This window comes from Streptomyces sp. NPDC058308, from assembly GCF_042880275.1.
GTDB lineage: Bacteria > Actinomycetota > Actinomycetes > Streptomycetales > Streptomycetaceae > Streptomyces.
In genome coordinates, this window is sequence record NZ_JBHVZA010000004.1 from 53,546 (window position 1) to 78,109 (window position 24,564).

21 protein-coding genes are annotated in these 24,564 nt (G+C 73.8%); 8 read left to right on the forward strand and 13 right to left on the reverse strand.

Translation table 11 applies throughout. The annotated features are described in order from the left end of the window. Positions 1-30 precede the first annotated feature (30 nt). The 3 genes from ACFVYL_RS07535 to ACFVYL_RS07545 all read left to right on the forward strand — a co-directional run bounded on the left by ACFVYL_RS07535 (position 31) and on the right by ACFVYL_RS07545 (position 2,313). On the forward strand, positions 31-1,209 hold the full coding sequence (locus ACFVYL_RS07535; RefSeq protein WP_389713573.1) for an ATP-binding protein: 1,179 nt from the start codon (positions 31-33) through the stop codon (positions 1,207-1,209). Beyond that, a complete protein-coding gene (locus ACFVYL_RS07540) occupies positions 1,193-1,528 on the forward strand; it encodes a nucleotide pyrophosphohydrolase (protein ID WP_389713575.1) in 336 nt (111 codons plus the stop codon). Before ACFVYL_RS07535 ends, ACFVYL_RS07540 begins: the two co-directional genes overlap by 17 nt. Positions 1,529-1,830: 302 nt before the next feature. After that, the gene (locus ACFVYL_RS07545) at positions 1,831-2,313 is read left to right on the forward strand and encodes a DUF6099 family protein (protein WP_389713576.1); all 483 of its coding nucleotides are present in this window, start codon (positions 1,831-1,833) and stop codon (positions 2,311-2,313) included. A gap of 101 nt (positions 2,314-2,414) precedes the next feature. Here the strand turns inward: ACFVYL_RS07545 and ACFVYL_RS07550 are convergent, their stop codons facing one another. Then, a complete protein-coding gene (locus ACFVYL_RS07550; RefSeq protein ID WP_389713577.1) occupies positions 2,415-2,666 on the reverse strand; it encodes a hypothetical protein in 252 nt (83 codons plus the stop codon). A gap of 246 nt (positions 2,667-2,912) precedes the next feature. Here ACFVYL_RS07550 and ACFVYL_RS07555 point away from each other — a divergent pair, with 246 nt between their 5' ends. After that, positions 2,913-3,836: an LLM class F420-dependent oxidoreductase gene (locus ACFVYL_RS07555; protein WP_389713578.1), complete on the forward strand. Its 924-nt coding sequence runs from the start codon at positions 2,913-2,915 to the stop codon at positions 3,834-3,836. A gap of 123 nt (positions 3,837-3,959) precedes the next feature. On the opposite strand, the gene ACFVYL_RS07560 is transcribed toward ACFVYL_RS07555, so the two are convergent. The 8 genes from ACFVYL_RS07560 to ACFVYL_RS07595 form a co-directional block, all read right to left on the reverse strand. Then, positions 3,960-5,300 carry an NADase-type glycan-binding domain-containing protein gene (locus ACFVYL_RS07560; protein ID WP_389713579.1) on the reverse strand — a complete coding sequence of 447 codons (1,341 nt, stop codon included), beginning with the start codon at positions 5,298-5,300 and terminating at the stop codon, positions 3,960-3,962. 2 nt (positions 5,301-5,302) lie between these two features. Beyond that, complete coding sequence (locus tag ACFVYL_RS07565) at positions 5,303-5,929, reverse strand: phage tail protein (RefSeq protein ID WP_389713580.1); 627 nt, start codon at positions 5,927-5,929, stop codon at positions 5,303-5,305. Next, positions 5,926-7,887, reverse strand: coding sequence for a putative baseplate assembly protein (locus tag ACFVYL_RS07570; RefSeq protein WP_389713582.1), 1,962 nt, complete (start codon positions 7,885-7,887; stop codon positions 5,926-5,928). Before ACFVYL_RS07570 ends, ACFVYL_RS07565 begins: the two co-directional genes overlap by 4 nt. A gap of 6 nt (positions 7,888-7,893) precedes the next feature. Continuing rightward, complete coding sequence (locus ACFVYL_RS07575; RefSeq protein WP_361733957.1) at positions 7,894-8,307, reverse strand: GPW/gp25 family protein; 414 nt, start codon at positions 8,305-8,307, stop codon at positions 7,894-7,896. Between the two features lie 45 nt (positions 8,308-8,352). Next, positions 8,353-10,272, reverse strand: a complete 1,920-nt coding sequence (locus ACFVYL_RS07580) for a VgrG-related protein (RefSeq protein ID WP_389713583.1) — start codon at positions 10,270-10,272, stop codon at positions 8,353-8,355. After that, positions 10,269-11,018, reverse strand: coding sequence for a LysM peptidoglycan-binding domain-containing protein (locus ACFVYL_RS07585; RefSeq protein ID WP_389713584.1), 750 nt, complete (start codon positions 11,016-11,018; stop codon positions 10,269-10,271). The genes ACFVYL_RS07580 and ACFVYL_RS07585 overlap by 4 nt, the downstream gene beginning before the upstream one ends. Position 11,019: 1 nt before the next feature. Next, positions 11,020-11,457, reverse strand: a complete 438-nt coding sequence (locus ACFVYL_RS07590) for a phage tail protein (protein WP_389713586.1) — start codon at positions 11,455-11,457, stop codon at positions 11,020-11,022. 62 nt (positions 11,458-11,519) lie between these two features. Next, the gene (locus tag ACFVYL_RS07595) at positions 11,520-12,905 is read right to left on the reverse strand and encodes a hypothetical protein (RefSeq protein WP_389713588.1); all 1,386 of its coding nucleotides are present in this window, start codon (positions 12,903-12,905) and stop codon (positions 11,520-11,522) included. Between the two features lie 622 nt (positions 12,906-13,527). Here ACFVYL_RS07595 and ACFVYL_RS07600 point away from each other — a divergent pair. Then, positions 13,528-14,079 (forward strand): hypothetical protein, encoded by a 552-nt coding sequence (locus ACFVYL_RS07600; RefSeq protein ID WP_389713589.1) that lies wholly within the window; start codon positions 13,528-13,530, stop codon positions 14,077-14,079. Between the two features lie 767 nt (positions 14,080-14,846). On the opposite strand, the gene ACFVYL_RS07605 is transcribed toward ACFVYL_RS07600, so the two are convergent. From ACFVYL_RS07605 to ACFVYL_RS07620, 4 genes are all read right to left on the reverse strand, one after another. Then, positions 14,847-15,005 (reverse strand): DUF6760 family protein, encoded by a 159-nt coding sequence (locus tag ACFVYL_RS07605; protein WP_362342012.1) that lies wholly within the window; start codon positions 15,003-15,005, stop codon positions 14,847-14,849. Next, complete coding sequence (locus ACFVYL_RS07610; RefSeq protein ID WP_389713590.1) at positions 15,002-15,448, reverse strand: hypothetical protein; 447 nt, start codon at positions 15,446-15,448, stop codon at positions 15,002-15,004. Before ACFVYL_RS07610 ends, ACFVYL_RS07605 begins: the two co-directional genes overlap by 4 nt. Continuing rightward, positions 15,448-15,891 carry a phage tail protein gene (locus ACFVYL_RS07615; RefSeq protein WP_205040150.1) on the reverse strand — a complete coding sequence of 148 codons (444 nt, stop codon included), beginning with the start codon at positions 15,889-15,891 and terminating at the stop codon, positions 15,448-15,450. The genes ACFVYL_RS07610 and ACFVYL_RS07615 overlap by 1 nt, the downstream gene beginning before the upstream one ends. 61 nt (positions 15,892-15,952) lie before the next feature. Further along, entirely contained in the window at positions 15,953-17,539 is a 1,587-nt protein-coding gene (locus ACFVYL_RS07620; protein ID WP_389713939.1) for a phage tail sheath family protein, read from the reverse strand. A 467-nt stretch (positions 17,540-18,006) separates the two neighbouring features. Here ACFVYL_RS07620 and ACFVYL_RS07625 point away from each other — a divergent pair, with 467 nt between their 5' ends. The 3 genes from ACFVYL_RS07625 to ACFVYL_RS07635 all read left to right on the forward strand — a co-directional run bounded on the left by ACFVYL_RS07625 (position 18,007) and on the right by ACFVYL_RS07635 (position 24,501). Then, positions 18,007-21,363 (forward strand): BTAD domain-containing putative transcriptional regulator, encoded by a 3,357-nt coding sequence (locus ACFVYL_RS07625; protein ID WP_389713592.1) that lies wholly within the window; start codon positions 18,007-18,009, stop codon positions 21,361-21,363. Between the two features lie 124 nt (positions 21,364-21,487). Beyond that, positions 21,488-23,116 carry a peptidoglycan-binding protein gene (locus tag ACFVYL_RS07630; RefSeq protein ID WP_389713594.1) on the forward strand — a complete coding sequence of 543 codons (1,629 nt, stop codon included), beginning with the start codon at positions 21,488-21,490 and terminating at the stop codon, positions 23,114-23,116. A gap of 5 nt (positions 23,117-23,121) precedes the next feature. Then, complete coding sequence (locus ACFVYL_RS07635) at positions 23,122-24,501, forward strand: hydrolase (protein ID WP_389713596.1); 1,380 nt, start codon at positions 23,122-23,124, stop codon at positions 24,499-24,501. Positions 24,502-24,564: the final 63 nt, after the last annotated feature.

Consider the following 24,564-nt stretch of genomic DNA (forward strand, 5'->3'; position numbering starts at 1 on the left):
GCCTAGATCGCCGCCGCTTACCGTCCGGGCATGACGGTGCATACCCGGGTGTCGGGCACGCAGTCCCCGGCGGGCCAGGTCAGGCCGCAGGTCACCGAACTGCGCCTGTCCGCTTTCGCCGGGCACCGCGCCACGGCGGTCCCGCTCGGCCCGATGACCTTGATCACAGGGCCGAGCGGCAGCGGCAAGTCCAGCGCCCTTGGCGCGTACGAGGCACTGGCGCGGCTCTGCGCCGGGGCCGAACTCCCGGACGTCTTCGCCGACCCCCTCGCCTGCGTGCCCGAACGAGCCCGCGCCGACCTCCAACGGCGGCGCGGCTTCCGCATCGGCTGCACGGTCGACGGGCCCGCGGGGGCGGTCAGGCTCGACCTCGCCGTGCAGGCCGAACCCGAACTGCGCGTCGTCGGCGAGCGGCTGACCAGGGACGGACTCGTCCTCCTGGAGACCGCGCTGCGCGATCCAGGCCGGCGCGTGGTCCAGGCGGCCTGGCACACCGCGGGCACGGCGCCAGTGACGCGCGCCCCGATGCCGGACGACCGGCTCGGCACGGCGCTCGTGCCGCTGCGCGTGGCGGGGAAGACCGACGGGCAGCGCCTCGTGCTCGCGGCGGCGGAGCAGGTCGTGGTCGCGCTGCGCTCGGCGTTCGCCTGTGACCCGCGGCCCGGCCGCATGCGCGCCCCGGTCCCGGCGGGACCGGCCGGTGCGGGCCGCCTCCTGGGCGGCTGCGACAACCTCGCCGAAGTGCTGTGGCGGACCCGGTCGGAGTGTGCGGTGCGGCACGGGATGCTCGTCGCGGCGGTGCGTTCCGGGTGTGCGGGGCCGGTCGCCGACGTGCTCGCCGAGGAGGGGGCGGACGGCGCGGTGCAGGCCTTCGTCGACCGGGGCGACGGGGTGCGGACGCCGCTCGGGCGGCTCGGAGACGGCGAGTTGAGGTTTCTGGCGCTGTCCCTCGTCCTGCTCACCGGGCCCGGCGTGCTCGCCGTCGACCCGGCCGCCGAGGTGCCGCAGGCCTACCAGACCCTGACGGTCCTCGCCGACGGCCTGGACCGTCACCTCGACGTCCGCCAGGTCCGCGTACTCGGCGAACTGGCGGCCCGCACCTGTGCGCGCGGGCACATCCGCCTTGTGGGGGCGGTGGGCGACGCGGCCTGGGCCACCGGCACCGCGGGCGCCACGGTGGTAGACCTGGACCGTGACGGAACGACTTGACGTGGCGGTACTGCAGCGCAGGCTGGCCGAGTTCGCGGCGGCGCGCGACTGGGAGCAGTACCACACCCCGAAGAACCTGGCCGCCGCGCTCAGCGTGGAGGCGTCCGAACTGGTGGAGATCTTCCAGTGGTTGACGCCCGAGGAGTCGGCGCGGGTGATGAAGGATCCCGATACGGCGCCCCGGGTGGCGGACGAGGTGGCGGACGTCCTCGCCTATCTGCTGCAGTTCTGCGAGGTCCTGGGAATCGACGTACTGGCCGCGCTCGCGGCGAAGATCGAGCGGAACGAGCGGCGCTTTCCGGCGCCCGAAGGCCCCTGAACCGCCCGCGCGCAGACGTGACTTCACCGCCCTCCTCGCCCTCGCCCTCTCCTCGCCCTCTCCTCGCGGTCGCCTCCCTCTCGTCGAACTCCCTTGCCGAACTCCCTTGTCCAGAGCCCGGAACCTCCGCTTCCGGTACTTTCGTCACTCTCCGGAGTGGATGGCTTGGCCAAACTCGACCGGTTGTCCACAGATTTCCGGCTTCCCCTGGCTTTTCGCCCGGATGAGTATCACTCTGGGTAGTGGACAGGGGAGTTCGGGCAATCGTGCGGCGAGTGCGCGCGGGATGAAGGGGGCCGGGTATGAACGCGATGCGGCTCATCGAGGCGAACCGGCGTGCGCTGGCACGGAGTCAGGAGCCCGCGGACATCGTCGTGGAGGTCTGGCAGTCACAGGCCCTCGCGCAGGCGATCGGCAGTCACCTCGCGGTCGCGGGCCCTCCTGAGTTACGGGGCGAGGCGCTGGGCCTGAGCGAGGTCGGCGGCAGAGCCTGCGGGGTGCTCGACGCCCCGCGCCTCGGGACGCAGGACATACGGGCCGCGCGGCTGACGGGGACCGGCGACGCCCATGAGGTCCTGCTCGGACTCGGCAGGCTCCTCGGGGAGGTGGGCATCGCGCTCGTCGGCGTCGCGATGAGCGCGGAGGAGGAGGGGGTGTACTGGCAGTGCATGGAGGCGATCGACGCGGCCGACGAGTCGAGGGACCGGGTCATCGAAATGCTGCGCAGGCTAGCGGTGCGCGAAGGGAGCCTGCCCCAGCCGGACTCGGCGGCGGGCCCGCCGTGAGGCGGCTTCGTGCCGACCCCGCCCGGCGGCAGGGTCGCACAGGTCGCACAGGTCGCACGGGTCGTAGAGGTCGTACAGGTCCCGGGGGAGCGCCGGTGCCGTCAGTGGCGGCCGGGCCCGTCGTCGCTCTGCGGGCGGGCGGCCGGGGTGGAGGCGCTCGGGGCGCAGACGCCCGGCGAGGGCGTGCCTGGGGACGTGGACTGCTGCAGATCGGCGTCGAGCTGGGTCAGGTCCGCGTTGAGCGCTGCCATCAACTCCTCCATCTGCTGCAGCAGGCCCTTGGGTGCGCCCTGCTGCGCGGGCACGGGCGCATCGTGCGAGGCCTCCTGCTCGGGCACGGCTTCCTGGGACATGGCGGCCTCCTCGGCCCTCGCCCTCCCGCGGAGGGAAGGCAGTTGACGCAGCGACGCACCGGCGGCGACCGCCGGCGCGGGTGCCGGGCGGCCCGGCTCCGCCCGAGCCAACGATCACCCGGCGGGCGGAGTCACTGCGGCGCTCGCGCGCCACCGCGGTGTTGACGGATTTTCACCCGACCGGGGTGGTGGGAGCTCGGCGGGACCGGCGGGGTTGACGGGCGTTCGAGCGTGCAGGATGGAGCCATGGATCTTCGAATCTTCACCGAGCCCCAGCAAGGGGCCACCTACGACACTCTGCTCACCGTGGCCAAAGCCACCGAAGACCTCGGCTTCGACGCGTTCTTCCGCTCCGACCATTACCTCAGCATGGGTTCCGCCGACGGCCTGCCGGGGCCCACGGACGCGTGGATCACCCTCGCCGGACTCGCCCGTGAGACCAAGCGGATCAGGCTCGGCACGCTCATGACCGCCGGCACGTTCCGGCTGCCGGGCGTCCTCGCGATCCAGGTGGCCCAGGTCGACCAGATGTCGGGCGGCCGGGTCGAACTGGGCCTGGGGGCGGGCTGGTTCGAGGACGAGCACAAGGCGTACGGCATCCCCTTCCCCAAGGAGAAGTTCGCCCGCCTGGAAGAGCAGCTGGAGATCGTCACCGGGCTGTGGTCGACGGAGGTCGGCAAGACCTTCAGCCACGACGGCAAGCACTATCAGCTCACCGATTCCCCGGCCCTGCCCAAGCCCGCCCAGCCGAAGGTGCCGGTCCTGATCGGCGGCCACGGCGCGAAGCGCACCCCGCGCCTCGCCGCGCAGTACGCCGACGAGTTCAACATCCCCTTCGCCTCGGTCGAGGACAGCGAGCGGCAGTTCGGCCGGGTCCGCGCGGCCGCCGAGCAGGCCGGGCGCAAGGGCGGTGACCTGGTGTACTCCAGCGCGCTGGTGGTCTGCGTGGGCAAGGACGACGCGGAGGTCGCACGGCGTGCGGCGTTCATCGGCCGTGACGTGGACGAGCTCAAGGCGAACGGCCTGGCGGGTTCGCCCGCCGAGGTCGTCGACAAGATCGGGCGGTACCAGGAGATCGGAGCGAGCCGCATTTATCTGCAGTGCCTGGACCTGTCCGACCTGGATCACCTGGAGCTCATCTCCTCGCAGGTGCAGTCGCAGCTGTCGTAGGCGGCCGACCGGCTCACGCGGCGGACCGGCTCACGCGGGCGACCGTCCTCGTGGTCGGCCGGTCCTCGTACGTGGCCGCCGGGCCCACCCCCTCCGGGGCCCGGCGGCCACTCCACCCGCGGCCTACTGCCCGGTCGAGCGGCCGAAGAACTCCAGCTCGGCGACGGCCACCTGCCGCTTCTTGCCCGCGCCGTACGCGGAGCGCAGGACCATCCGCGCGCTCACCGCGTCGCGTACGCGCACGTCGACCTTCTGCACGCCGCCGTCGTTGATCCGGCGGTGCATCGTGTGCACCTTGCCCGCCGAGTCGCTGACCACCAGGTCGAACTCCATCGGCCTCGCCTGCTCGGCGGCCTGCGCGCTGCGCGGTGATGTGCCGGGAGTGATGAGGAGGTTGAGCAGATCGGTGGGCTGGCCGAAGTCGGCCTGCAGCCACTGGCCCGCCGCGTCGCCCGCGTAGCCGGTGCCCCACCAGGTGTTGGAGTAGCCGTCGAAGGCGAGCTTGGCCGCCTGCTTGGGGGCCGAGTGCGAGGCGCTGTAGTCGGTGGGGTGGACGGGGACTCGCTTGGCGAAGTGGTCCTGGATGGCGCGGGCGGCGGGGGGCCCGCCGAAGATGCCGCCGACCACCAGGCCCGCGACCACCGCGATGCCCACGGCGCGGGCGATCCAGCGGGTGCGGTCGCGGTGCAGCCGGGGGCGCTGACCGGCGTAGGGGCCCTCGGCGGACGGGCCGTGCGAGTCCTTGAGGGGGCTCGCGCAGCTGCGGCAGAAGTGCCGGCGGGGGGCGTTGGGCGTCCCGCAGCTCGGGCACGGCGTGCCGGACTCGGGCTCGGCGGGCACGGCGGCCTGCCGCACGCGCGGCCGTGCCGCCTCGGGCCTGCCCGGCAGTACGCCACCCGGGCTCTCCGGCGGCGCGACGGCGTCGGAGGCGTCAGGGACCGGCACGAGCAGGGACCGTATGGCCGTGTCGGAGGGGGACGACGAGGAGGGGGCGGGGGAGGGCGGGGACGTGGGAGCGGGGGAGGGCCGAGAGGGGGCCGGCTCCGCGGGGCCGTTGGAGGGGAGCGGGACGGTGGTGTCGGTGGAGCCGGGCGGGCCCGCGGGGCCGTTCTGCTGCCGGGGCGGGGCCGGTGGGGCAGGCGGGCCGGCCGGGGCGCCTGCGCTCCTCGGGTCCACCGGGTCCACCGGGTTCGGCCGGTTCGGATGGTTCGGATGGTTCGGGCGGTGCGCGGCAGGGCCGGAGTCCGGGTTGGCCGCATCCGCGCCGGGCGCGGCCGACGCGGCGGCCGCGCTCGACGGGCCGACCGGCGTGGCCGGGGTGTCCCAGCGCAGGAAGGCGCCGCAGGAGTCGCAGAAGGACTGGCCGTGCAGGCGGGCCGGGGTGCCGCACTCGGGGCAGGGGGGCGTGTTTGAGGGGGAGTTCGGCATCTCGTCCATCTCGGGCTGCTCGGGCTGCTCGGGCATTGCTAGGTCCCTTCAGGGGCAGGTGTGTCGGTCACCTCGGCCGTGAAGGGGAGGTGGGCGGGGCGGGCCGCCGCGACGACGGACCGCAGGCGGTGCGGGTCCACCGACGCGGGGTCACGTACGCGCAGGACCACGTGGAGACCCGGGCGCGGGGTGCCGGGGAAGGCTCCCAGCGGGCGCGCGGACCAGGTCGCGCCGCCGCTCTCGGTGATCTCCGGCCGCACGCCGAAGGCGAGTTCGACGGCGGCGGACAGGCCGCGACGGGTGCCGCGGACACGGTGCAGGCTGACGGCGGAGGCCACGGCGTGGCGGCGCAACGCAAGCGGCTCCGTGCCGTCGAGCTCCGTGCCGACCCAGTCCGTCAGCCAGCCGACGAAGTCCTCGGGTGCCAGGGAGGGCATGAAGTATGCGTCCAGACAGTCCAGGACGGTGAAGACGGGCGCGAGGACCACATCGAGGCCGGAGACGAAGCGCAGCACGAAGTCGTCGTCGGCGAAGACGGCGGGCAGCTGCTCCCCGATCGGATGGGCGGAACCGAGCCCCGGCAGCGATCCCCGCCGCGAGCCCGGTGGGGAGCCCGGCGTCGTTCCCTGCTTGCGCAGCCGCACGTTCTCGGTGCCCGCCGTCATCGTGCCTCGATCACGCGGACGCGGTGGTCGAAGGAGAAGAGGAGGGCGGACGGGGCGAGTTCGATGCGGTCGGTGGCGTCGCCCCGGCGGCCGGTGAGCGGGTCGGCGGGGTGCAGCAGGACCTCGTCGACCAGTTCCACGCCCGGCACCCGCTGGAGCGCGGCGAAGATCTCGCCGGCCCGCAGCGGCCGGCCGAACGGCCAGCCCTCGCCGTGCGCCCCGCCGGTCAGCGGGTCGAGGTAGGCGTACAGCGCGTCGAGCGCCTCGGCCCGTACCCGCTCGGCCTGTGCGGCGCGGAAGGAGTGCAGCGTGGCGACCACGGTGACGCCCTGGTAGTAGGGCGGCCCGACCGAGAGGCGGGTGCCCAGCGGGCGGCGGTCGTCGAGGAAGTCGGTGACGCGGGAGAGGAGTTCCCCGCCCGGAACCAGCTGCTCGAAACGGAGCCTGCCGCCCCGGTCGGCCACCGCCTGCGGGACGACCAGGACGCGGACCGCGTTCTCGCCGACCTCCGCGGACTCCGCGGCCAGACAGTGGATCCGGGCCGTCTCGGGGGCGGCCCGCCGGGCCAGCTCCTCGTAGTCGCGGGCCGTCACCGCCCGCTCCTGCGCGCGCAGCGCGATCGGCGCGCGGACCTTGGCCTCCTGCACCGTCTCGCCGTCCACGCCGCCGCGCGCCGCCTCCCTGTTCTCCACCCGGGCGACGTACGGGATGGAGCTGCGCAGGACCTGGATCGCGCTGCGGGCCACATTGCCCGCGCGCCCGCCACCGGTGCGGTAGCGGGTCGCGCGGATCGCGGCGCCCTTGCCCGGCACCGCGCCGAACTGCCGCAGGGTGCCGTCGGGTTCGCGCACGGCGGGGCCGAAGGCGATCTCGCCGGTCGCCGCGTCGAGGGTGACATGGGGGTCGTACGGGCCGGAGGAGGCGAAGTTGTCCACCACCTGCCACGCGTGCCAGCCCGCGTCCTCGCCGTCGGAGACCTCAAGGAGCAGCGGCGGCCGGTCGGCGACCACCGGTGCCTGGGCCAGGCGCACGCGCTGTCCGGGCACGCCCGTGGAGTCGCCGAGCATCTCGTCACTGACGACGTCCGCGTGGGCGACGACGGTCGTGCCGCCGATGGTGAACGCGGACGCGGCCCGCACGGTCGGCGAGGCGCTGTAGAACGGCTGGCCCTTGGCGGCCTCGGTCACCCGGCAGCGCAGCCAGCCCGCCTCCTGCCGCCCCACGCGGGAGACGATGTGGCCGGCCGGGACGTGCAGGACGACCTCGCCGGGCCGGTTGAGGCCACCGGTGGTGTCCTCGTCGACCTCGCACTCGGTCCAGCCGTCCGCGGTCCACGCCTCCCACACCAGCGGGGGCTGGCGCGGGTCGACACCGACGCCGTCCACCCGGCTGTCCAGCTCCAGTACGGCCGCGCAGCGCGGCACCGCGGCGCTGAGCCCGAAGAGCAGGGTGTCGCCGGGCCGGGGCGAGGTCGCGAAGACCGTCACGTCACGGCCGCCGAAGACGTCCTGCCCGCAGTCCTGCGGCGTGCCGCCCTCCTCCTGGCGCAGCACGGCCGCCAGTTCGCAGGGCACCACAGTCAGATCCGCCTCCGTCGCGAAGGCCACGGCCTCCTCGGTCTCGGTGCGACTGGTCGCCACCTCCGTCCCGGCGGGCAGGACCACCGGCTCGGTCTGCGGCGCGGACAGCCAGAAGGTGACGTCGGCGCGGGCCGCGGAGGGCGGGAAGAGGGTCACGCCGAGCAGGTCGAGGAAGGCCAGGTGGTTCTTCTCCGGTACGCGGTTGAGGCGGTAGACGATCTGGTCGGCCATGTGCGCGACCGCCTCGACGAGGGTGACACCCGGGTCGGAGACGTTGTGATCGGTCCACTCCGGGCAGCGCTGCTGGATGTAGCGCTTGGCGTCGTCGACGAACTGCTGGAAGCGCCGGTCGTCGAGGTGGGGGGCGGGCAGGGCCATCGGACTTCAGACTCCGCTCTCTGATTCCGTGGACGGGATCACATAGAAGGGGAAGACGAGACTGCGCGGATTGTTGGTGCCGCGCACGCTGTAGCTCACGTCGATGAACAGGACGGACGGGTCGTCGGGGGCCGGGCTGACCTCGACGTCCAGGACTTCGATGCGCGGCTCCCAGCGGTCGAGCGAGGACCGCACCTCGTACCGGATGCGGCCCGCCGTCGCCTCGTTGACCGGCGCGAACACCATGTCGTGCACGGCACAGCCGAACTCGGGGCGCATCGGGCGCTCACCCGGCGCGGTGGCGAGCACGAGGCGGATCGACTCCTCGATCTCGCGCTCGCGCCGGGCCAGCGCGATGCCCCCGCCCGCGTCGATACGCAGCGGGAATGTCCAGCCCGCGCCGACGAACTGCTCACTCATCTCCAGCGACCCCCTTCGGGCGCACGTCCCTCAAAATCCTGGCTCCTAGAACGGAATGCCGTTGCGCAGCACGGCCGGTGCGCTCAGCGCGACCGTGGCCGGCGAACTGATGGCCGCCGCGGCGCCCGCGTTGACGGCCACCGCGCCGGCCGCGGTGACGGAGACCGCGCCGACGGCGTTGACGGCCACCGCGCCGGCCGACTTGAGGCTGAGGACGCCGGCCGCGTTGATGTCCGCCATGCCGCCCGCGTTGACCCCGAACTTGGCGCCGGCCTTGATGTCGACGGCCCCGCCCGCGCTCATCGTCAGCGAACCGCCCGCGACCAGCGACAGATTGCCGCCCGCCCGGATGCTGACGTTGCGGGTGCCGGAGATCGACACGGAACCGTCGCTGCGGATGGTCACGCTGGTCTTCGCCTCGTCCATGTGGACGGTGAGACGGCCGTTGCCGGTCTGCAGCCGGATGCCGCTCTTCATCCGGGACTTGGCGTCCACCAGCTCCATGGTGTGGCCGCTGCGCGAGGAGATGGAACGCCAGTTGACCCGGCCGCTGGTCCGGTCGATCGGCTGCAGCCCGTCCGTGTTGGGCGTCGGCTTGTCGATGCCGTTGTACAGCCCGGCCAGGACGTACGGGTGCTCCAGCGAGCCCCGGTCGAAGGCGACGAGCACCTCGTCGCCGACCTCGGGCAGCATCAGGCCGCCGCCCCGCACCCCGCCCAGCTGCGCGATGCGGCACCAGTCGCTCTCGTAGGTGTCCGAGAGCCAGGGGAAGCGCAGCTTGACGCGGTTCAGCTTGAGCGGGTCCTTGGCGTTGCTGACCAGCGCGTTCGCGACGCCCGGCATCGGCGGCGCGGCATCCGCGCCGCCCGAGGCGAGACCGTACAGCGAACGGAACTGCCGCCCCGAGACGGTCAGCCACGTGGTGAACGGCCGCCCCGACTCGAAGAGATGGCGGACCCCGGTCGCCGTGTACTTCCCCTCGAACGGGAACCCGGCGCCCTTCAGCGCCACCGGCTGCCCCGGCCGCAGATCGGGGTTGCCGGTGACGGCGACCTCGACCTCGGCGAAGGAGCCCGCCACGTCGTCGGCCAACGCCTTGGCGGCGTGCGTGACCTGGGCCTGCGTGGTGTACGGCGTCTCGGTGGCCGTCAGCGTCGCCTGGCCGAACGGCTGCGAGAGCTGCGCCGGCGTGATATCGGCGACGATGTCCTTGCTGCTGACGGCCGGGGACTGCGCGGACAGGGCGCGCTTGGCCCGCATGTTCCAGCCGCGCACCCCGGCCTTGGAGACCTGACCGGCCGCGGTCACCGCGACCCGGCTGTGCTGCGCGTTGTGCCCGAATTCGAGGACGTAGGGGCTCTGCGCGGCCGGTGTGGTGTCGGACGGCGCGCCCGCGGCGGGCTTGAGCTTGGCGAAGCGCAGCTTCCCGTCCTCGTCGAACGACAGGTGGGTGTCGTTCTCCTGGGCGAGGCGGGACAGGAAGTCCCAGTCGGTGATGTTGGGCTGCGTGGCCAGTTCGTAGACCGTCGGCGTGGAGTCGATCTTGCCGATCTTCAGGCTGTTGAGACCGGCGATGCGGCGCACGATGTCGGCGGCGGTCATGTTCGGGTAGCCCTGCACGCGGCGGTTGCGCAGCAGCCGGTGGCCCGGGTCGTAGCCGCGCACGACCAGCGACTTGCCGCCCGCGTCGGCGTCCACCTCCAGGGCGGTGACCTCACCGGTCAGCATGGGCTTGCCGCGCCGCCCGTCGGTGAAGGGCGAGAGCACCGCCTTGGCGCCCACCTTGATCTGCGGGAACTTCTCCAGGATGTCCCCGCCCGCGTCGGCGAAGGTCAGCTGGAAGGCGGACGGCACGTTGACACTGGAGTCCACCCAGCCCTCGACGAGCAGCAGGGCCAGCTTGTCGGGCAGGGCGGACCCGCCGATCTCGGCGTGCAGGACGCTCGTGTACGTCTTCTCGGTCATGCGGACTCCACGTGCGCGGGGGCGGGGTGTGCCTCGTCGGCGGCGGGCAGGAGCAGTTCGGTGCCGGGCCTCAGCCGCATCGGGTCGTCGATCTCGTTGGCCTCGGCGATCAGCCGCCAGCGGGTGGCGTCCCCGTACTCCCGCCAGGCCAGCGACGCCAGCGAGTCACCGGCGACGGTCCGGTGCACGCGGCGGGCGGAGAGCGCGCCGGAGGTCGGGTTCTGCCCCTTGGTGGGCATCGCCACCTCGGTGAGCGAGAGCGAGCAGGTGGCGCGGATCGGCTCGCCGGTCGGATTGAAGAGGGTGTACGTGGCGCTCACGTTGGTCACGTACGCCACGAACTGCACGGTGTTGAAGGACCCCCACGAGAAGCGCACCCATGGCGGCGAGGGCCGCTTGGAGGTGAGGCTCTGCGGTGTCACTTCGCAGCAGGAGAGCAGCATCTCGACCTGCTTCTGCACCTTTCCCGAGTTCGGGGTGCCGGAGGAGTCGAGGAAGACCTCCAGCTGCAGGGTGGCGGGGGCGGAGCCGGTGAACTTGGGCGGGGCGCCGCGCGTGTAGGCGACGGCCCGCTGCGTACGCCACTCGGCGGAGCGGCCCATCTGCAGCTGCGTCGGGTTGAACTGGAACTCCACCTCACCGATCCGCCCGCCCATCGACCCGCCGAGGTCGGTGGGCGGCTGGTGGATGGCGAGCGCGGCACGGACGAGGCTCGCCCCGGCCCGGCCGCCCGTCGGCGCGGCCATCTCAGGCACCTCCCGCGTCGGTGAACCCGTGGTGCGCGATCTCCAGGGTCTCCGTCGCCACGGCCGGACTGTCCGGGCTGAGGCTCGGCCCCTGCCAGCGCACGGGCAGCACCTCGACGAGCCCCCACTGCGCGACGACGGAGCCGTCCGCGCGCAGGGCCGCGATCTGCGCGGTGGGCCGCGAGATGCCGGTCGCGATGGACGAGATCCAGGAGGCCACGCGGGAGGTGTCCGCGGTCAGCGGCCGGGTGAGGCGGATGGTGGAGAAGGTCACGCGGGTGGGCAGCTGCCAGACGAACCCGTTGTTGCCGCCCTCCTGCCGCTGCTCCACCTCCACTTCGGAGGCCAGCCCGTCGCAGCCGTTGAAGAGGCCGAGGTCCTGGCCGTCGATGGTGAGCTTGAAGAAGACGGTGGAACCTGGGTCCTGGGGCGAGGGCATGGATTACTTCCTGGGTTCTCTGCGGAGGTGTGCGGGCGGGGTGGGCGAGGGCTGCGGCAGTGTCAACGACCGTGATCGCGGAGCCGCCCGATCCGCTCCCGGTCGCTGCGGAGCTCCGCGCGGAGCAGGCGCGAGAGAGGGGCCAGGAGGCGCCGGGCCAGATCGTCGAGGTCGGCGGGGGTGGATTCGGCGGCGGGTGCGGAGCCGGAGCCGGCCGCGGCGGCCGGGGTGGCGGGATCGGACTGGGCGGAGGCGCCGGCTCCGGCGGTGGTGCCCGCCGTCGTGTCGGCGCCGGTGCGGGCGACGGTGACGGGCTGCCGGGGCGCGGCGGCGGGCTGCGCGGGCCGGGCGGGTGCGGGAGCCGGTGGTTCGGGGGCGGTGGCCTTGCGCTGGACGGGCGCGGTGGGCGCGCGGCGGACGGCGGACGGGCGTACGGGGGCCTGGGCGGCCGGTGCCGGTACGGCTGCCGCTGCCGGTGCCGCGGCCGAACGGCGTACCGCGGGCGGAGTGGACGTGGCCGCGCGCCGCTGAGCCGGGGCACCCGGCTTTCCGAGCGGAACGACGACCGGGGCGGCGGCCGCGGGGGCGAGACCGCTCCTGGACTGCGGTCCGACGCTGCCCGCGGAGCGCTGGAGAGGCACGGGGCCGGGGACGGTTCCGGTCGCGGGGGCAGGGGCGGGCGCCACCGGTGCGGCCGGGCCGGAGGGGGTGGCGGGGGTCGGACCGCTCGTCGCCGGGGGCGGGACGGACAGGCCCCGGGAGGGAGCGAGAGGCCGAGGCTGAGCGGTGCCGCGCTCCGCGGGCCGGTAACTGCCGGGTGCGATGCGGCGGTTGACGGGGACGACGGGGAGGGGCTGGGGCTGCGGCTCGGGTGCGGGGGTGGGCGCGGGTGCGGGCTCGGGGGTTGTGACGGGAGCGGGGGTGCCGGTGGTCGCTGCCTGCTCGGGCTGGGGCTGCTTCTTCTGTGCCTGTGCCTGCTGTGCCTGCTGGGCCTGGGCCTTCTGGACGGGGGTGACCGGTGCGCCGATCGGGGTTCGGCGGGGACGGCCCTGCGGTGCCGGGGCGGCGGGTGCGGGAGGTGCGGCGGGCGCGGGCGGCGCGGTGGGCGGCTGGCTCACGGGCTGGCCAAGGCCCGGACGCGGGGCGCCCGATGCCGCGCCGCCGTCGTCCTGCGCGCGCCGGACCCGGCGTACGTGAGGCCGTCGCTGTACGGGCTGAACGGGGGAATTCGCCCGCACAGCGACGGGGTCCGAGGCCGCGGGTGCGGCGTGCGCCCCCGGGCCGGCGGGGGAAACCGGCCCGGGGACATCGGTGGGCCGGACACCGGTGGAGGCGTCCGGCGCGACGGGGGCGGCTTCGTTGGCCGGGGCGGTGGCGGGCGGCGCGGTAGGCGTCATCCCGACGGGGAACAGCTTCCGCTGCGGCACGACGGCGGGCACCGCTGCCACGAGCGGGGAGCGCCCTGCCCGCCGCGACCGCTGCACCACGGGTACGGGGCGGGGGCTCGCCTGCGTGCTGTCCGCCCCGGCTGAGGCGGGGGCGGGACGGCGTGTGCCGGTGAGCGGAGCGGTCTTGGCGGTGGTCGGCGTCCCTCGGTGAGCTGCGGGCCGCTCGGGTGCGGTCGTGTCGGGAGTCGGGGCTGTACGCGTATGAGGGTGCGGCTGCTGCCCACCGGACGGGACCTGGCGCTGAACGGGCGGCTGAATCTCTGCGCTGACGAGCGGAGTTGACGCGCTGCTCAGGGGCTTGTCCGTGGACGGCGTGGGCGTCGAGGGACGAGTGCCGGGCTTGTCGCCCTGAGAGGCGGGCTCCGAGGCCGAGGACGCGCTCCGCTGCACGGGGCGCCCGGGGGCGGGTTGAGCGGCGGAGGGAGAGGACGTGCTGGGGGTTGAGGGAGCAGCCGACGTAGTCGACGTAGAAGAGGCAGGCCCAACAGGAGAAGAGGAGCTCGGGACCGTAGCCGAGCGCGGGGCAGCGGACGGGCCCGGAACGACAGGCGCAGCCGAGGCAGCGGACGACCTCTGGACAGCAGGTCCAGCCGAGGCGGCAGACGGGCCCGGAGCGGCAGGCGTGGCTGAGGCTGAGGTGGAGCGCGGAACGGCAGGCGTAGCCGGGGCGGAAGGTGAGCTTGAGGCAGCGGGCGACCTCGGTACGGCGGGTGCAGCCGAGGTGGAAGTCGAGCTCGGAGAAGCAGGCGCAGCCGAGGCCGAGGCCGAGCGAGGAACGGCAGGCGCGGCCGGGCCGGAGGACGAGCTTGAGGCAGTGGGCGACTTCGGTACGACAGGTGCAGCAGAGGCCGAGGACGACCTCTGTGCAGCAGGCGTAGCGGGGGCAGCAGGCGAGCCTGAGGAAGAAGACGAGCCCGGCGCAGCAGACACGGCCGAGGCAGAAGATGAGCCCGAGGACGAAGTCGTGCCCGGCGCAGCAGATGAGCCCGAGGTCGAAGTCGTGCGCGGCGCAGCAGACGAGCCCGAGGCAGAAGTCGAGCGCGGCGCAGCAGTCGAGCCCGAGCCCGAGCCCGAGCCCGAGCCCGAAGGTGACCGCGGAGCAACAGGCGGCGCAGCCGAGGCAGGAGACGGCCTTCGGGCAGCAGGCGCAGCCGGCGCGGAGGCCGACCGCTGAACGGCAGGCGACGTAGCTGAGCCATGGGGCGACCCCGCAGAAGCAGGCGCAGCCGACGTAGGAGCAGCCGGGCTCGGAACAACAGGCGGCGCAGCCGAGACACCAGGCGCCCTCGGAGCCGCAGGCACAGCCGACGCGGACGACGACCGCTGAACCGCAGGCGCAGCCGACCCCGAGGGGGCCGACGAAGCCGACGGAGCGGGCGAAGCCGACGGGCCACCGGCGGAAGGGCCACCGAAGGAGGGCCTGGACGGAGCGAAGGCAGGCGCAGCCCCCGCCTCCTCGGCCCCCGTGGCCTCCGGCCGCCCCCGTACCGGCAGACGCAGCGCCGGCAGGTCGAGGTCCCCGGGGTTGCCGGCCACCGGCGTGAGGACGTCGCGCAGCAGACCGCCCGGCGCCGAAGCCCGCACCGCGTGCCCCAACTCGCCCCCGAAGGACGGGTTCTGGTGGGTGGCGAGCATCGCGCCGAAGCCGTGCTCGGAGACCGTCCGCGGCGCCGCGAGCACGCGCTGGACCGGCGGCACGGTGGCCCACCCGCCGTCACGTGCGGCCCCGCCACCGGCGCCCCGGGCACCCGCGTCAGCAGCAGCACCGGCACCTGCACCGGAACCCGCACCGGCGTCCGCCGATTCCCCCGCACCCGCCTGCGGCGAGCCCGCGTCACCCGTACCCGGCACCGCCGCGTCGTCCCGCGACCCCCGCCGCCACCTGAACAAGCCCATCACTTACCTCGACTCACCGACCGACTGCCGCGCCTCACCGACCTGTCACTGCCTCGCCTCCGCCTGTTCCACCAGCGTGGCGGTCCGCGCCACGTACGCGCGCCGGTCCGCGTGTTCGAGGTCGAGGATGTCGTCCATGCCCCAGTGGAAGTGGTAGGCGAGGTACGCGACTTCCTCCTCGATGCGGTCGGCCGCGTACGTCACGATTCCCCCAGGCGGCTCCCGGCCAGCTCCACCTCGAAGGACTCCGAGCAGTGCGGACAGGCCACCGCCGCACGGGTGTGGCCCTCCGCGTTGATCTGCCGGTAGAAGTCCTGCAGGAAGGCCAGGTCGGAGGCGAACATGTTCTCCACCGTGCCGTCGTGGACGGAGCCGAGCGTGCCGAGCCGGGTGATGACCCGGCCGAGCAGCACCACGGACAGGTAGGCGGGGTTCTCGCGCACGCGGACGTCCCGCAGCGGCACCAGTTCGTCGCGTGCCGTCGCGAGCCGCATCGCGCCGTTGCGGTGCACGGTGCCGGACTCGTCCACGAATCCGCGCGGCAGCTCGAACTCGAACTCCGTACGCAGCGGTTCGCGGGTGTCCGTCACGGCACCGGGAACCGCTCCCGCCCCTGCCCCCGGCGCCGCCGGGCCTTCGCGCCGCATTATTCGATGACCAGCTCTTCGAAGACGATGGTGACCTGCTCGGTCAGCGCGGCGGCGTCGCCGGCCTTGACCCCGCTGGTCTCCACCTTGCTGCACCAGGCGTTGCGCAGGTTGTACCGCTTCACCGGGCTGTTCTGGTAGTCCATCATCATGATCGTGGCGTTCTTGCGCGCCGAACCCATGTCGCCCGCGATGGACTTGTTGATCCACTCGCTGAAGACGGGGCTCTGCGTCATGCCGCGGGTGACGGTGCACTCGCCGGCCTTCTTGACGCCGGGCATCTTCTTCACGACGGGCTTGCCGTCGGCCGACACCTGCTGGTACTCGATGACGTCCTGCTCCATGGAGAGGCCGCTGACCTCCTGCAGGTACTCGACCATGACGCCGTCGATCTGCAGGCCGAAATTGTGTGTAGTGAGAGCGTCACCGGGCTGAAGGGACAAGGGGGTTCACTCCTGTTGCGGTTCTTGCGGATGGCTGAAGGGCGGTTCGTGCGGCGGGCTTCTACTCCTCCAGCTCGCCGCCTCCGCCGGAGAACTGCGCGAGGCGGAAGACCACGAACTCGGCGGGCTTGACCGGCGCGATGCCGATCTCGCAGACGACCCGGCCGAGGTCGACCGACTCGACGGGGTTGGTCTCCGCGTCACACTTCACGTAGAACGCGTCCTCGGGCCGGGAACCGAACAGTGCGCCCGAACGCCACTCGTTGACCAGGAACGCCGAGACGTTGCGGCGGATGCGCGCCCACAGGGCCTGGTCGTTCGGCTCGAAGACGACCCACTGGGTGCCGATGAGGATCGACTCTTCGAGGTAGTTGAAGTAGCGGCGGACGTTCAGGTAGCGCCACGCCGGGTCGGACGCCATCGTCCGCGCGCCCCACACCCGGATGCCGCGGCCGGGGAACGCACGGATGCAGTTCACGCCGACCGGGTTGAGCAGGTCCTGCTCGCCGCGGGTGATCTGCAGCTCCAGGTCCACGGCGCCGCGCACGATCTCGTTGGCCGGTGCCTTGTGCACGCCGCGCTCGGCGTCGTTGCGGGCCCAGATGCCTGCCATGTGGCCGGACGGCGGCACGATCACCGACTGGCCGGAGGCCGGGTCGAAGGACTTGATCCACGGGTAGTACAGCGCGGCGTAGCGCGAGTCGTAGCCGGCGCCCTCCTGCCGCCACTGGCGGACCTGGCGGGCGTTCAGCGACGGCGGCGGGTCGATGATGGCCATGCGGTCGCCCATCAGCTCGCAGTGCGAGATGAGACCGAGCTGGACCGCCTTGACCTGCTCCTCGTCGATCAGACCCTGCTGGTAGGCGGCCATCAGGTCCGGCACCGCCACCATGTTGACCTCGTCGAGGGCCTCCAGGCCGCCGAAGCCGGTGCGGTCCGCGGAGTCACCGATGAACTGCGCGGTCTCCACGCGGGACACGGCACCGTTGGAGGCGGGCACGGCCGGGGGCGCGGCCTTCGGCGGCGCGAGGGTCACGGTCTGCGCGTCGGGCTTGGCGAGCTGCCCCGCCGCGGCCTCCTCCAGGGCGATCACCTTGGAGCGCTGCTTGACCTGGGTGACGACGTAGTTGCGCGCGGTCTTCTTCGTGCTGACGTCGAAGCTCTCGACGACCTTGTCGCCGTCCTTGACGATCAGCTTGAAGCGGTCGGCCGCGCCTTCGCCCTCGCCGTCCTGCACCTCGACGGTGAGCGCCCCGCCGTCCGAGCTGCCCGCGGTGAGCGCGGACACGCTGAAGCCGCCGAGCGCCACGGGCTCACCCGCGGTGAGCTCCTTGGGCGTCTGCGCGGGGGCCGCGGCGGCCGGCTCCTGGGCTCCGTCGGTGTCGGTGCCGCCCACGCGCACGATGTACGCGGCGGAGCCACCGTTGTTGAAGAAGCCGTACACGGAGTGCGCCAGGTAGTACCCGTCCGTGAACTCGCCGAACGCGGCCACGTACTGGGACCAGTTGGTCACCAGCGTCGGCTCGTTGAGCGGTCCCCGCGGCGCCAGACCGACGAAGGCCGCCACCGAGGTGCCGACCCCTTCGATGGGGCGCGAACCACTGGCGACTTCCTCGATGTAGACGCCGGGGGACAGGTAGTTGGGCATGCTGCTGTGCTCCAAGGTTCGAGGGTGAGCGGGACCGGCGCACAGCCGGCACGGATTCGTACCGTGTCGACGATGTCCCACGCGCGTACCGGTGCGTAGAGACGGACGGACGTCAACGAGGGCAGATGCCGGTGCCCGTTCAGCCGCCCGGGGAAACCTTTCGGCCGGAACGAGTGGCGCGGCCCGGGGGCGGACGGCGGCGGGCCGCCTCGGGTTGCCCGTCCGGTCACACCGGTCAGGGCGGGTTCGCGGCGGCCACCGCCCCCGGCCGGATGTGGCCGGTCCGTGGCGCATATGCCCCGCCCCCGGTGTCGGCGGAGTCAATACCTGGTCAACACGGGGGTCAGGGCCCCCACGGGGAGGGGGGAGCTCTGGGGCTGACGTAACGTTTGGTGCGGGCGGCCATCCGTGGCCGGTACGAACGGGCACCTCGCGGTGCGTCACGGGGCAAGGGGTGCGGGCTGACAATGCAGGGCGACGCGGATGACGCGGGCGGCAGGGCGGGCCGGAACGGCGAGGACGGAGCCGGCCGGGACGATCCGGGCGTCACGCTGTGGTTCCAGGTCCTCGGACCGGTGCGGGCCTGGCGCGACGGACACCCCCTGACGCTCGGCCCGCCGCAGCAGCGCGCGACGCTGGCGGCGCTGCTGCTGCGCGGCGGGCACCCGGTGTCCGCCGCCGAGCTGGTGGACGCCCTGTGGGGCGAGGAGCCGCCGCTGCGGGCGGTCGGCACCCTGCGCACGTACGTCTCCCGGCTGCGCGCCCTCCTCGAACCCGACCGGCGCGCCCGCGAACCCGCAAGGCTCCTGGTGTCGGCGGGCGACGGCTATGCCCTGCGGCTGCCGAGCGGCTCCCTCGACGCGAGCGAGCTGGAGGACCGGGTGGCCGCCGCGCGTGCGCTGCGCGCCGCCGGTGAACACGCCGACTCCTACGCCGAGTTGAACGCCGCGCTCGCCCTGTCGGACGGCGCCCCGCTGGCCGGTCTGCCCGGCCCGTACGCCCGCCGCCAGCGCGACCGGCTCACCGAACTGTCCGTCACCGCCCAGGAGGAGTTCTTCTCCTGCGCCCTCGAACTGGGCTGCCACGGCGAGATGACCGCCCCGCTCAGCGTCTTCGCCGCCGAACACCCGCTGCGCGAGCGCGCCCAGGCCCTGCTGATGCTCGCCCTGCACCGCGGCGGCCGGCGGGCGGACGCCCTCGCCGTGTACGAGACCACGCGCCGCACGCTCGCCGCCGAACTCGGCGTCGACCCGGGCAGGGACCTCACCGCGCTGTACGAAGGGCTCCTGAAGGGAGCCCCGCTCCCGGAGGCCGCCGCCGCGCGGCCCGGACCGCTGCCCGCACCGCTGCGCGTCGGCGAACAGCGCCGTCGCATACCCGGGCGGGAACGACAGGACGAAGGACCGGGCCGGGGAGAGCCGGTCGAGGGGCCGGGGAACGCCGGGGCCGCCCCGGGCCGTGCGGCACACCCTGCTCAGCCCTCATTCCCCGAGACGGAGCGGACAGCCCGTCACCTCCCTCGCCCCTTGCCCCTGCCGCGGGGCGCGGAGCGCCGCACGGACAGCGCCGGCCGCCCGGCCACCCCCCTCGACGGGACGCCCAAGGACCCCCTGCGCACCCCGGCCCCCGCCCCGCTCACCCCCGCCCAACTGCTCCCCGACATACCCGATTTCTCCGGACGTGAGGCCGAGGCGCGACTGCTGACCGAGACGCTGCACGCCGCCGCATCCGGCGACGCGATGGCCGTGGCCACGCTCACCGGCCTCGGCGGCGTCGGCAAGACCGCACTCGCGGTGCACGTCGCCCACGCCTTACGGGATCAGTTCCCCGACGGGCAGCTGTACGTGGACCTGCGCGGCGCGGATCCGGCGCCCGGCGTGGACAGCGGCTGCGCGCTCACCGGATTCCTGCGCGCGCTCGGCGTCCCCGAGAGCGCCGTGCCGGACAGCCTCGACCAGCAGACCGCCCTGTACCGCTCGCTCCTCGCCGGGCGCCGTGTGCTCGTCCTCCTCGACAACGCGCGCGACACCGCCCAGGTGCGGCCGCTGCTGCCCGGCACCCCGGGCTGCGCGGTCCTGGTGACCAGCCGGTCGCGGACCATCACCCTGCCCGGGGCGCGGCTCGTCGACGTCGAGACGATGGACGAGCCGCAGGGGCTCGGCCTGCTCTGCGCCATGGCCGGTGCCGAGCGCGTGGCCGCCGAACCGGCCGCCGCCCGCGAACTGGTCGCCGTCTGCGGCGGGCTGCCCCTCGCCGTCCGCATCGCCGCGGCCCGCCTCGCCGCGCGGCCGGGCCGCTCCGTCGCCGACCTCACGGCCCGGCTGCGCGACGAACACCGCAGGCTGGACGAGCTGCGGGTGGGCGACCTGGGCGTCGAGGCCAGCTTCCGGCTCGGCTACGAGGCGCTCGAACCGGGGCTCGCCCACGCCTTCCGCATGGTCTCCCTCTGCTACATGCCGTCGTTCTGCCGGGGCGCCGTGGGCGCACTCCTCGACGTGCCGGACGAGGAGGCGGAGTCCCTGGTGGAACGCCTCGTCGACGCCGGGCTCATGGAGCTGCACGGCGAGGACCGCTACCGCTTCCACGACCTGGTGCGGCTCTTCGCGCGCCGACGGTGCGAGCGCGAGGAGAGCGCCGGGGACCGTGCCGCGGCCCGGCTCCGCTTCCTCGACTACGTGCTTGCCACCGTCATCACCGCGATCCGCCGTACGAAACCGCACAGCGTGCTGCCGCAGCTCCTGCACGTTCCCGACTCCCCGGGCAAGGCGCTGCCGGACGAGGCCGCCGCGCGCGACTGGCTGGTCGTCGCGCACTCGCGGCTGTGCGACGCAGCGGAGAACGCGCTGCGGCACGTACCGGACGCGGTGGGGGCCGTGGGCTCCGAAGGACCGCCCGGCCTGCGCCCCACCGTCGACCTGCTCACCGCCTGGTCCCACCTCGTGGTCGGCACCGCACGCCACCGTGACCTCGAACCGCTCGCCGAACTGGCCCTGCGCACCGCACGCGCCCACGGCGACGACCGGTCGGCGGCCCGCGCGCTGCGGCTCCTCGGCGCCCCGCACTACGGCACCGAGACTTACGACCGCGCCGAACGGGCCCTGCGCGAGAGCCTGCGCCTCGCCGCCTCCTGCGGTGACCTGCTGGTCGGCGCCGAGGGTAGCCACGAACTCGGCATCGTCCTCATGGGCGTGGGCCGCCACCAGGAGGCGCTGGAGCAACTGCGCCTCGCGTACGCCAGGTTCGGCGCGCTCGGCGGGCACGGCGACCGCGTGCGCATCCTGTCCCACATGGCGCGGGCCTACATCTGCCTGGGCCGGCGCGGCGCCGCGGACACCGCGGTGGTGGCGGCGGAGCGTCAGGCGCGGCAGTCGGGCAGCACGTCCACGCTCGCCCACGTCCTCTACCAGGCGGGCTGCACGCTGCTGCGGGACGGCAGGGCGGCCGGTGCCGCGGAGCGGCTGCGCGAGGCCCAGCGGCTGCACGGCCGGTCGAGCAACCCGCGCTGGGAGGCGCTGTGCTGGGCCCGGCTCGCCTACTGCGACCTGGCGCAGGGGCGCCCCGGGGAAGCCATGAAGAGCGCGGACGCGGCGCTCGCGGTGGAGGGCGAGCTGGGCGACGCGTTCTGCCACGCGCTCGCGATGGCCGCGCGCGGCCAGGCCCTGCTGGCCCTCGGCGACCTCGAACGCGGCAGAGCCGCGCTGCGCATCGCCCACCGGGTGATGGAGCGCCGCGGCGCCTCGGAGGCGGCCGAGATCGCCGACCTGCTCGCCCACTGGCAGCCGCACTCGGGGGTGCCGGGCCCGGTGCTCTCGGCACGCGGCTGATCCGCCGTGTGCCGTGCGGGGCGGGGCCGGGCCGCGGGTGCCGTTCGCGAGGGCAGGCCGAGCTGCCCCTGACGCCGCCCTTTCGTACAAGGAGAGGCCCGGTGGTGCGCTCTACCGTGCCCGTATGACGTGGTGGAACTCCCTTGACCCGGCCGCGGTGACCGTGGACCCCGGTGGCCGAGCGACCGTACGGCTTCGCGTACGCAATACGGGAGACACCGTCGAGGAGTACCGGCTGGGAGTCGTCGGCGCCCCCGCGGGCTGGTCCCGCGTCGAACCGGAGGTCCTGCGGCTCTACCCGGGCAGCGAGGGCACCGCCGAGGTCTCCTTCGCGCCGCCCCGCTCGCCGGACGTGCAGGCGGGACCCACCCCGTTCGGCATCCGCGTGGAGCCCCGCGAGGACCCCGGGTCCCGCGACGTCGTCGAGGGCCAGGTCACCGTCACGCCGTTCTCGGAGATACGGGCCGAACTGCTGCCGCCCACCGTCGTCGGACGGTTCCGCGGCCGGGCCGCGGTCGCCGTCGACAACCTCGGCAACACCCCGCTGACCGCGACGCTCGGTTTCCGCGACGACGCCGACCGGCTGATCTTCGACGTGACGCCCACGGCGATCCAGGTCGCCCCGGGCCGCGCCGCGTTCGCCAAGGCCACCGTGCGCCCGCAGCGGGTGCGCTGGACGGGGCCCGCGCAGGCACACCCGCTCACCGTCTCCGTGCGCCGCTCCGGCGACGAGCATGCCCACGTACTGCCCGGCAGCTTCGACCAGCGTCCCGTCCTGCCCCGCGCCCTGCTCGCGGTAGGCAGCGTGATCGCGGCGCTCTGCGTCGCCTCCGCGGTGATCTGGTTCTCCTACGCGCCCAAGTTCAACGGGTCGGCCCGCGAGAACCAGGCGGGCGCCGCGCCCGCCGCGGCCCCGCAGGGCGGCGAGAAGGCTGATCTCGCGGACGCCCCGCCGCCCCCCAAGGGCAAGGCGGGCGGCGGCGGTTCGGGTGGCGGGGGAGCGGATTCGGGCTCCGGCGGCGGCAGCGGTACGGGCGGTTCGGGCGGCGGAGGCGGCGGGGACGAGGGCGGCTCCTCGGGCGGTTCGTCCGGAGGTGGCGGAGGCGGCGGAGGCAGCGGCGAGAAGGCGAAGTCGGGCGGCGGCGGTGACAGACCCCGCTCCGGCCCGCCCTGGCGGCGCGGCTACCGGTCCGACGTCGTCGTCGAGTACGCCCAGCGCCGCCTCGCGGCCCTCGGCTCGCGCAACCCGTGCACCCTCACCGGCGCCTGGACACCCGGCGTCATCGACTCCAACACCGAGGCCAAACTGATCTGTTACCAGAAGGCCGTGGTCCGCACCGGCCGGAGCTCAGGACACAACAGCGCGCAGATCTTCGCGACGGATCCGCAGGGCACGCTCGGCCGGGCCACCCTGACCTCCCTGTGGGCGCAGGGCATCCGTGCCGATGACGTCCGGTCCGGCGCCGACAGCTGGGAGGTCGTGCAGTTGCAGGCGGCGTTCTGGTGGGCGTCGCAGGCCGGCATCAGCGACAAGGACCTGGACCGCGACCGGGACTACGCCAAGCTCGGCGTCTCCTATTTCAAGCACGGCGGCAATCCGCCCACGACCGCCCGGTACAGCAGCAATACCGCGGCCCACATCAAGGAGTACCAGGTGTCCGTCGGCCTTCCGGCGACAGGCGAAGCCGACAGCGCCACCTTGCGGGCGCTCGTCGGCGGCAGTGTCAACAAGCCAGGCGTGGCGGGGCGGTGAGCGGCATGTGGACTTCGCTCGAACCGACCGCGACCAGCGTGGAACCCGGCTCCACCGCGAACGTGCGGCTGCGCGTGCGCAACACCGGTGACACGGTCGAGGAGTACCGCCTGCAGGTGGTCGGCGCCACGGCGGGCTGGGCCCGTGTGCAGCCCGACGTGCTGCGCGTGTACCCCGGTGCCGAGGCGACCGCGGAGGTGCAGTTCGCGCCGCCGCGGACCTCGGACGCCCAGGCGGGCCCGACGCCGTTCGGCGTGCGGGTGCAGCCCCGTGAGACCCCGCAGGCCACGGACGTGGCCGAGGGCCAGATCACCGTGGGCCCGTTCACCGAACTCCGTTCGGAACTCCTGCCGTTGATCGTGCGGGGCCGGCTGAGCGCCAAGGCGTCGCTGGCCGTCGACAACCTCGGCAACCAGCAGCTGACGGCCTCCTTCTCCGGGCGCGAGAACGGCGACGAGCTGGAGGTCGAGACCGAGCCGGGCTCCGTCCAGGTCAACCCCGGCCGGGCCGGTTTCGCCGACCTGCGCATCAAGCCGGGCGCGGTGAGCTGGGTCGGCGGCACCCGCAAGCACCCGTTCACGGTCTCCGTGCTCCGGGCCGGGGTGCCCGAGCCGGTGGAGCTGCGCGGCACGTACATCCAGCCCTCGGTGATCCCGCGCTGGGCGATGGCGGTGTTCTCGGTCCTGTTCGCGCTGGGTCTGGCCTTCGCCGTGATGTGGTTCCAGCACAAGCCGGCCATGTCGACGCAGGCCAGGGAGCAGCCGGGCAAGCAGCAGGAACTCCCGCAGGGCAGCGGCATGAAGCCCGCGCCGAGCCCGTCGGCGAGCCCCAGCAAGGAGGAGAAGGAGAAGCCCGCGGCCCCGGCGGGCGGCGGTGGGGACGACGCCCCGAAGGACAAGCCGGGCGGTGGCGGTGGGCAGAAGGAGGACAAGCCCAAGGGGCCCAAGACGCACACGATCCAGGCGGGCAGCGGCTGGTACCTGGAGGTCAAGAACGGCGAGGCGGCCGACGGCACCTACGTCGGGCAGAACCCCGCCCTCACGGACGAGTTCGGCAAGAACCAGGACTGGATCCTGCACCACTACCCCGAGTCCGACACCTACGCCCTGGAGTCCGTCAGCGCCCCGGGCGCCGTCCTGGACCAGAAGGTGAACACGAACATCGCCCAGATCTTCCACGCGCCGCCGGAGAACATCAGGACCGGCCGGCTGCCGGGCAACCAGAAGTGGAAGCTGGAGAAGCGCCCCGACGGCCTGACGCGGATCGTCGCCGTCGGTTCCGGTGAGTGCCTCGTCGACATGCAGAACGACAAGAGCGCCGTCACGTGGAAGTGTGACGACAACAGCAAGAGCATGGGCTGGACGCTCTCCGACTGGCCGGAGTAGACGGCCGGAGCGGACGGAAAGGGGGGCGGGGGGGGGGGTGAGGACCGCCCCCCCCCCCCCCAG

Bases quoted from the DNA above. Each gene is read 5' to 3' on its own strand.
- ACFVYL_RS07535 (WP_389713573.1), top strand. From the start codon at position 31: ATGACGGTGCATACCCGGGTGTCGGGCACGCAGTCCCCGGCGGGCCAG.
- ACFVYL_RS07555 (WP_389713578.1), top strand. From the start codon at position 2,913: ATGGATCTTCGAATCTTCACCGAGCCCCAGCAAGGGGCCACCTACGAC.
- ACFVYL_RS07620 (WP_389713939.1), bottom strand. From the start codon at position 17,539: ATGCCCAACTACCTGTCCCCCGGCGTCTACATCGAGGAAGTCGCCAGT.
- ACFVYL_RS07545 (WP_389713576.1), top strand. From the start codon at position 1,831: ATGAACGCGATGCGGCTCATCGAGGCGAACCGGCGTGCGCTGGCACGG.
- ACFVYL_RS07570 (WP_389713582.1), bottom strand. From the start codon at position 7,887: ATGGCCCTGCCCGCCCCCCACCTCGACGACCGGCGCTTCCAGCAGTTC.
- ACFVYL_RS07560 (WP_389713579.1), bottom strand. From the start codon at position 5,300: ATGCCCGAGCAGCCCGAGCAGCCCGAGATGGACGAGATGCCGAACTCC.
- ACFVYL_RS07580 (WP_389713583.1), bottom strand. From the start codon at position 10,272: ATGACCGAGAAGACGTACACGAGCGTCCTGCACGCCGAGATCGGCGGG.
- ACFVYL_RS07590 (WP_389713586.1), bottom strand. From the start codon at position 11,457: ATGCCCTCGCCCCAGGACCCAGGTTCCACCGTCTTCTTCAAGCTCACC.
- ACFVYL_RS07610 (WP_389713590.1), bottom strand. From the start codon at position 15,448: ATGCGGCGCGAAGGCCCGGCGGCGCCGGGGGCAGGGGCGGGAGCGGTT.
- ACFVYL_RS07565 (WP_389713580.1), bottom strand. From the start codon at position 5,929: ATGACGGCGGGCACCGAGAACGTGCGGCTGCGCAAGCAGGGAACGACG.
- ACFVYL_RS07585 (WP_389713584.1), bottom strand. From the start codon at position 11,018: ATGGCCGCGCCGACGGGCGGCCGGGCCGGGGCGAGCCTCGTCCGTGCC.
- ACFVYL_RS07625 (WP_389713592.1), top strand. From the start codon at position 18,007: ATGCAGGGCGACGCGGATGACGCGGGCGGCAGGGCGGGCCGGAACGGC.
- ACFVYL_RS07635 (WP_389713596.1), top strand. From the start codon at position 23,122: ATGTGGACTTCGCTCGAACCGACCGCGACCAGCGTGGAACCCGGCTCC.
- ACFVYL_RS07630 (WP_389713594.1), top strand. From the start codon at position 21,488: ATGACGTGGTGGAACTCCCTTGACCCGGCCGCGGTGACCGTGGACCCC.
- ACFVYL_RS07575 (WP_361733957.1), bottom strand. From the start codon at position 8,307: ATGAGTGAGCAGTTCGTCGGCGCGGGCTGGACATTCCCGCTGCGTATC.
- ACFVYL_RS07550 (WP_389713577.1), bottom strand. From the start codon at position 2,666: ATGTCCCAGGAAGCCGTGCCCGAGCAGGAGGCCTCGCACGATGCGCCC.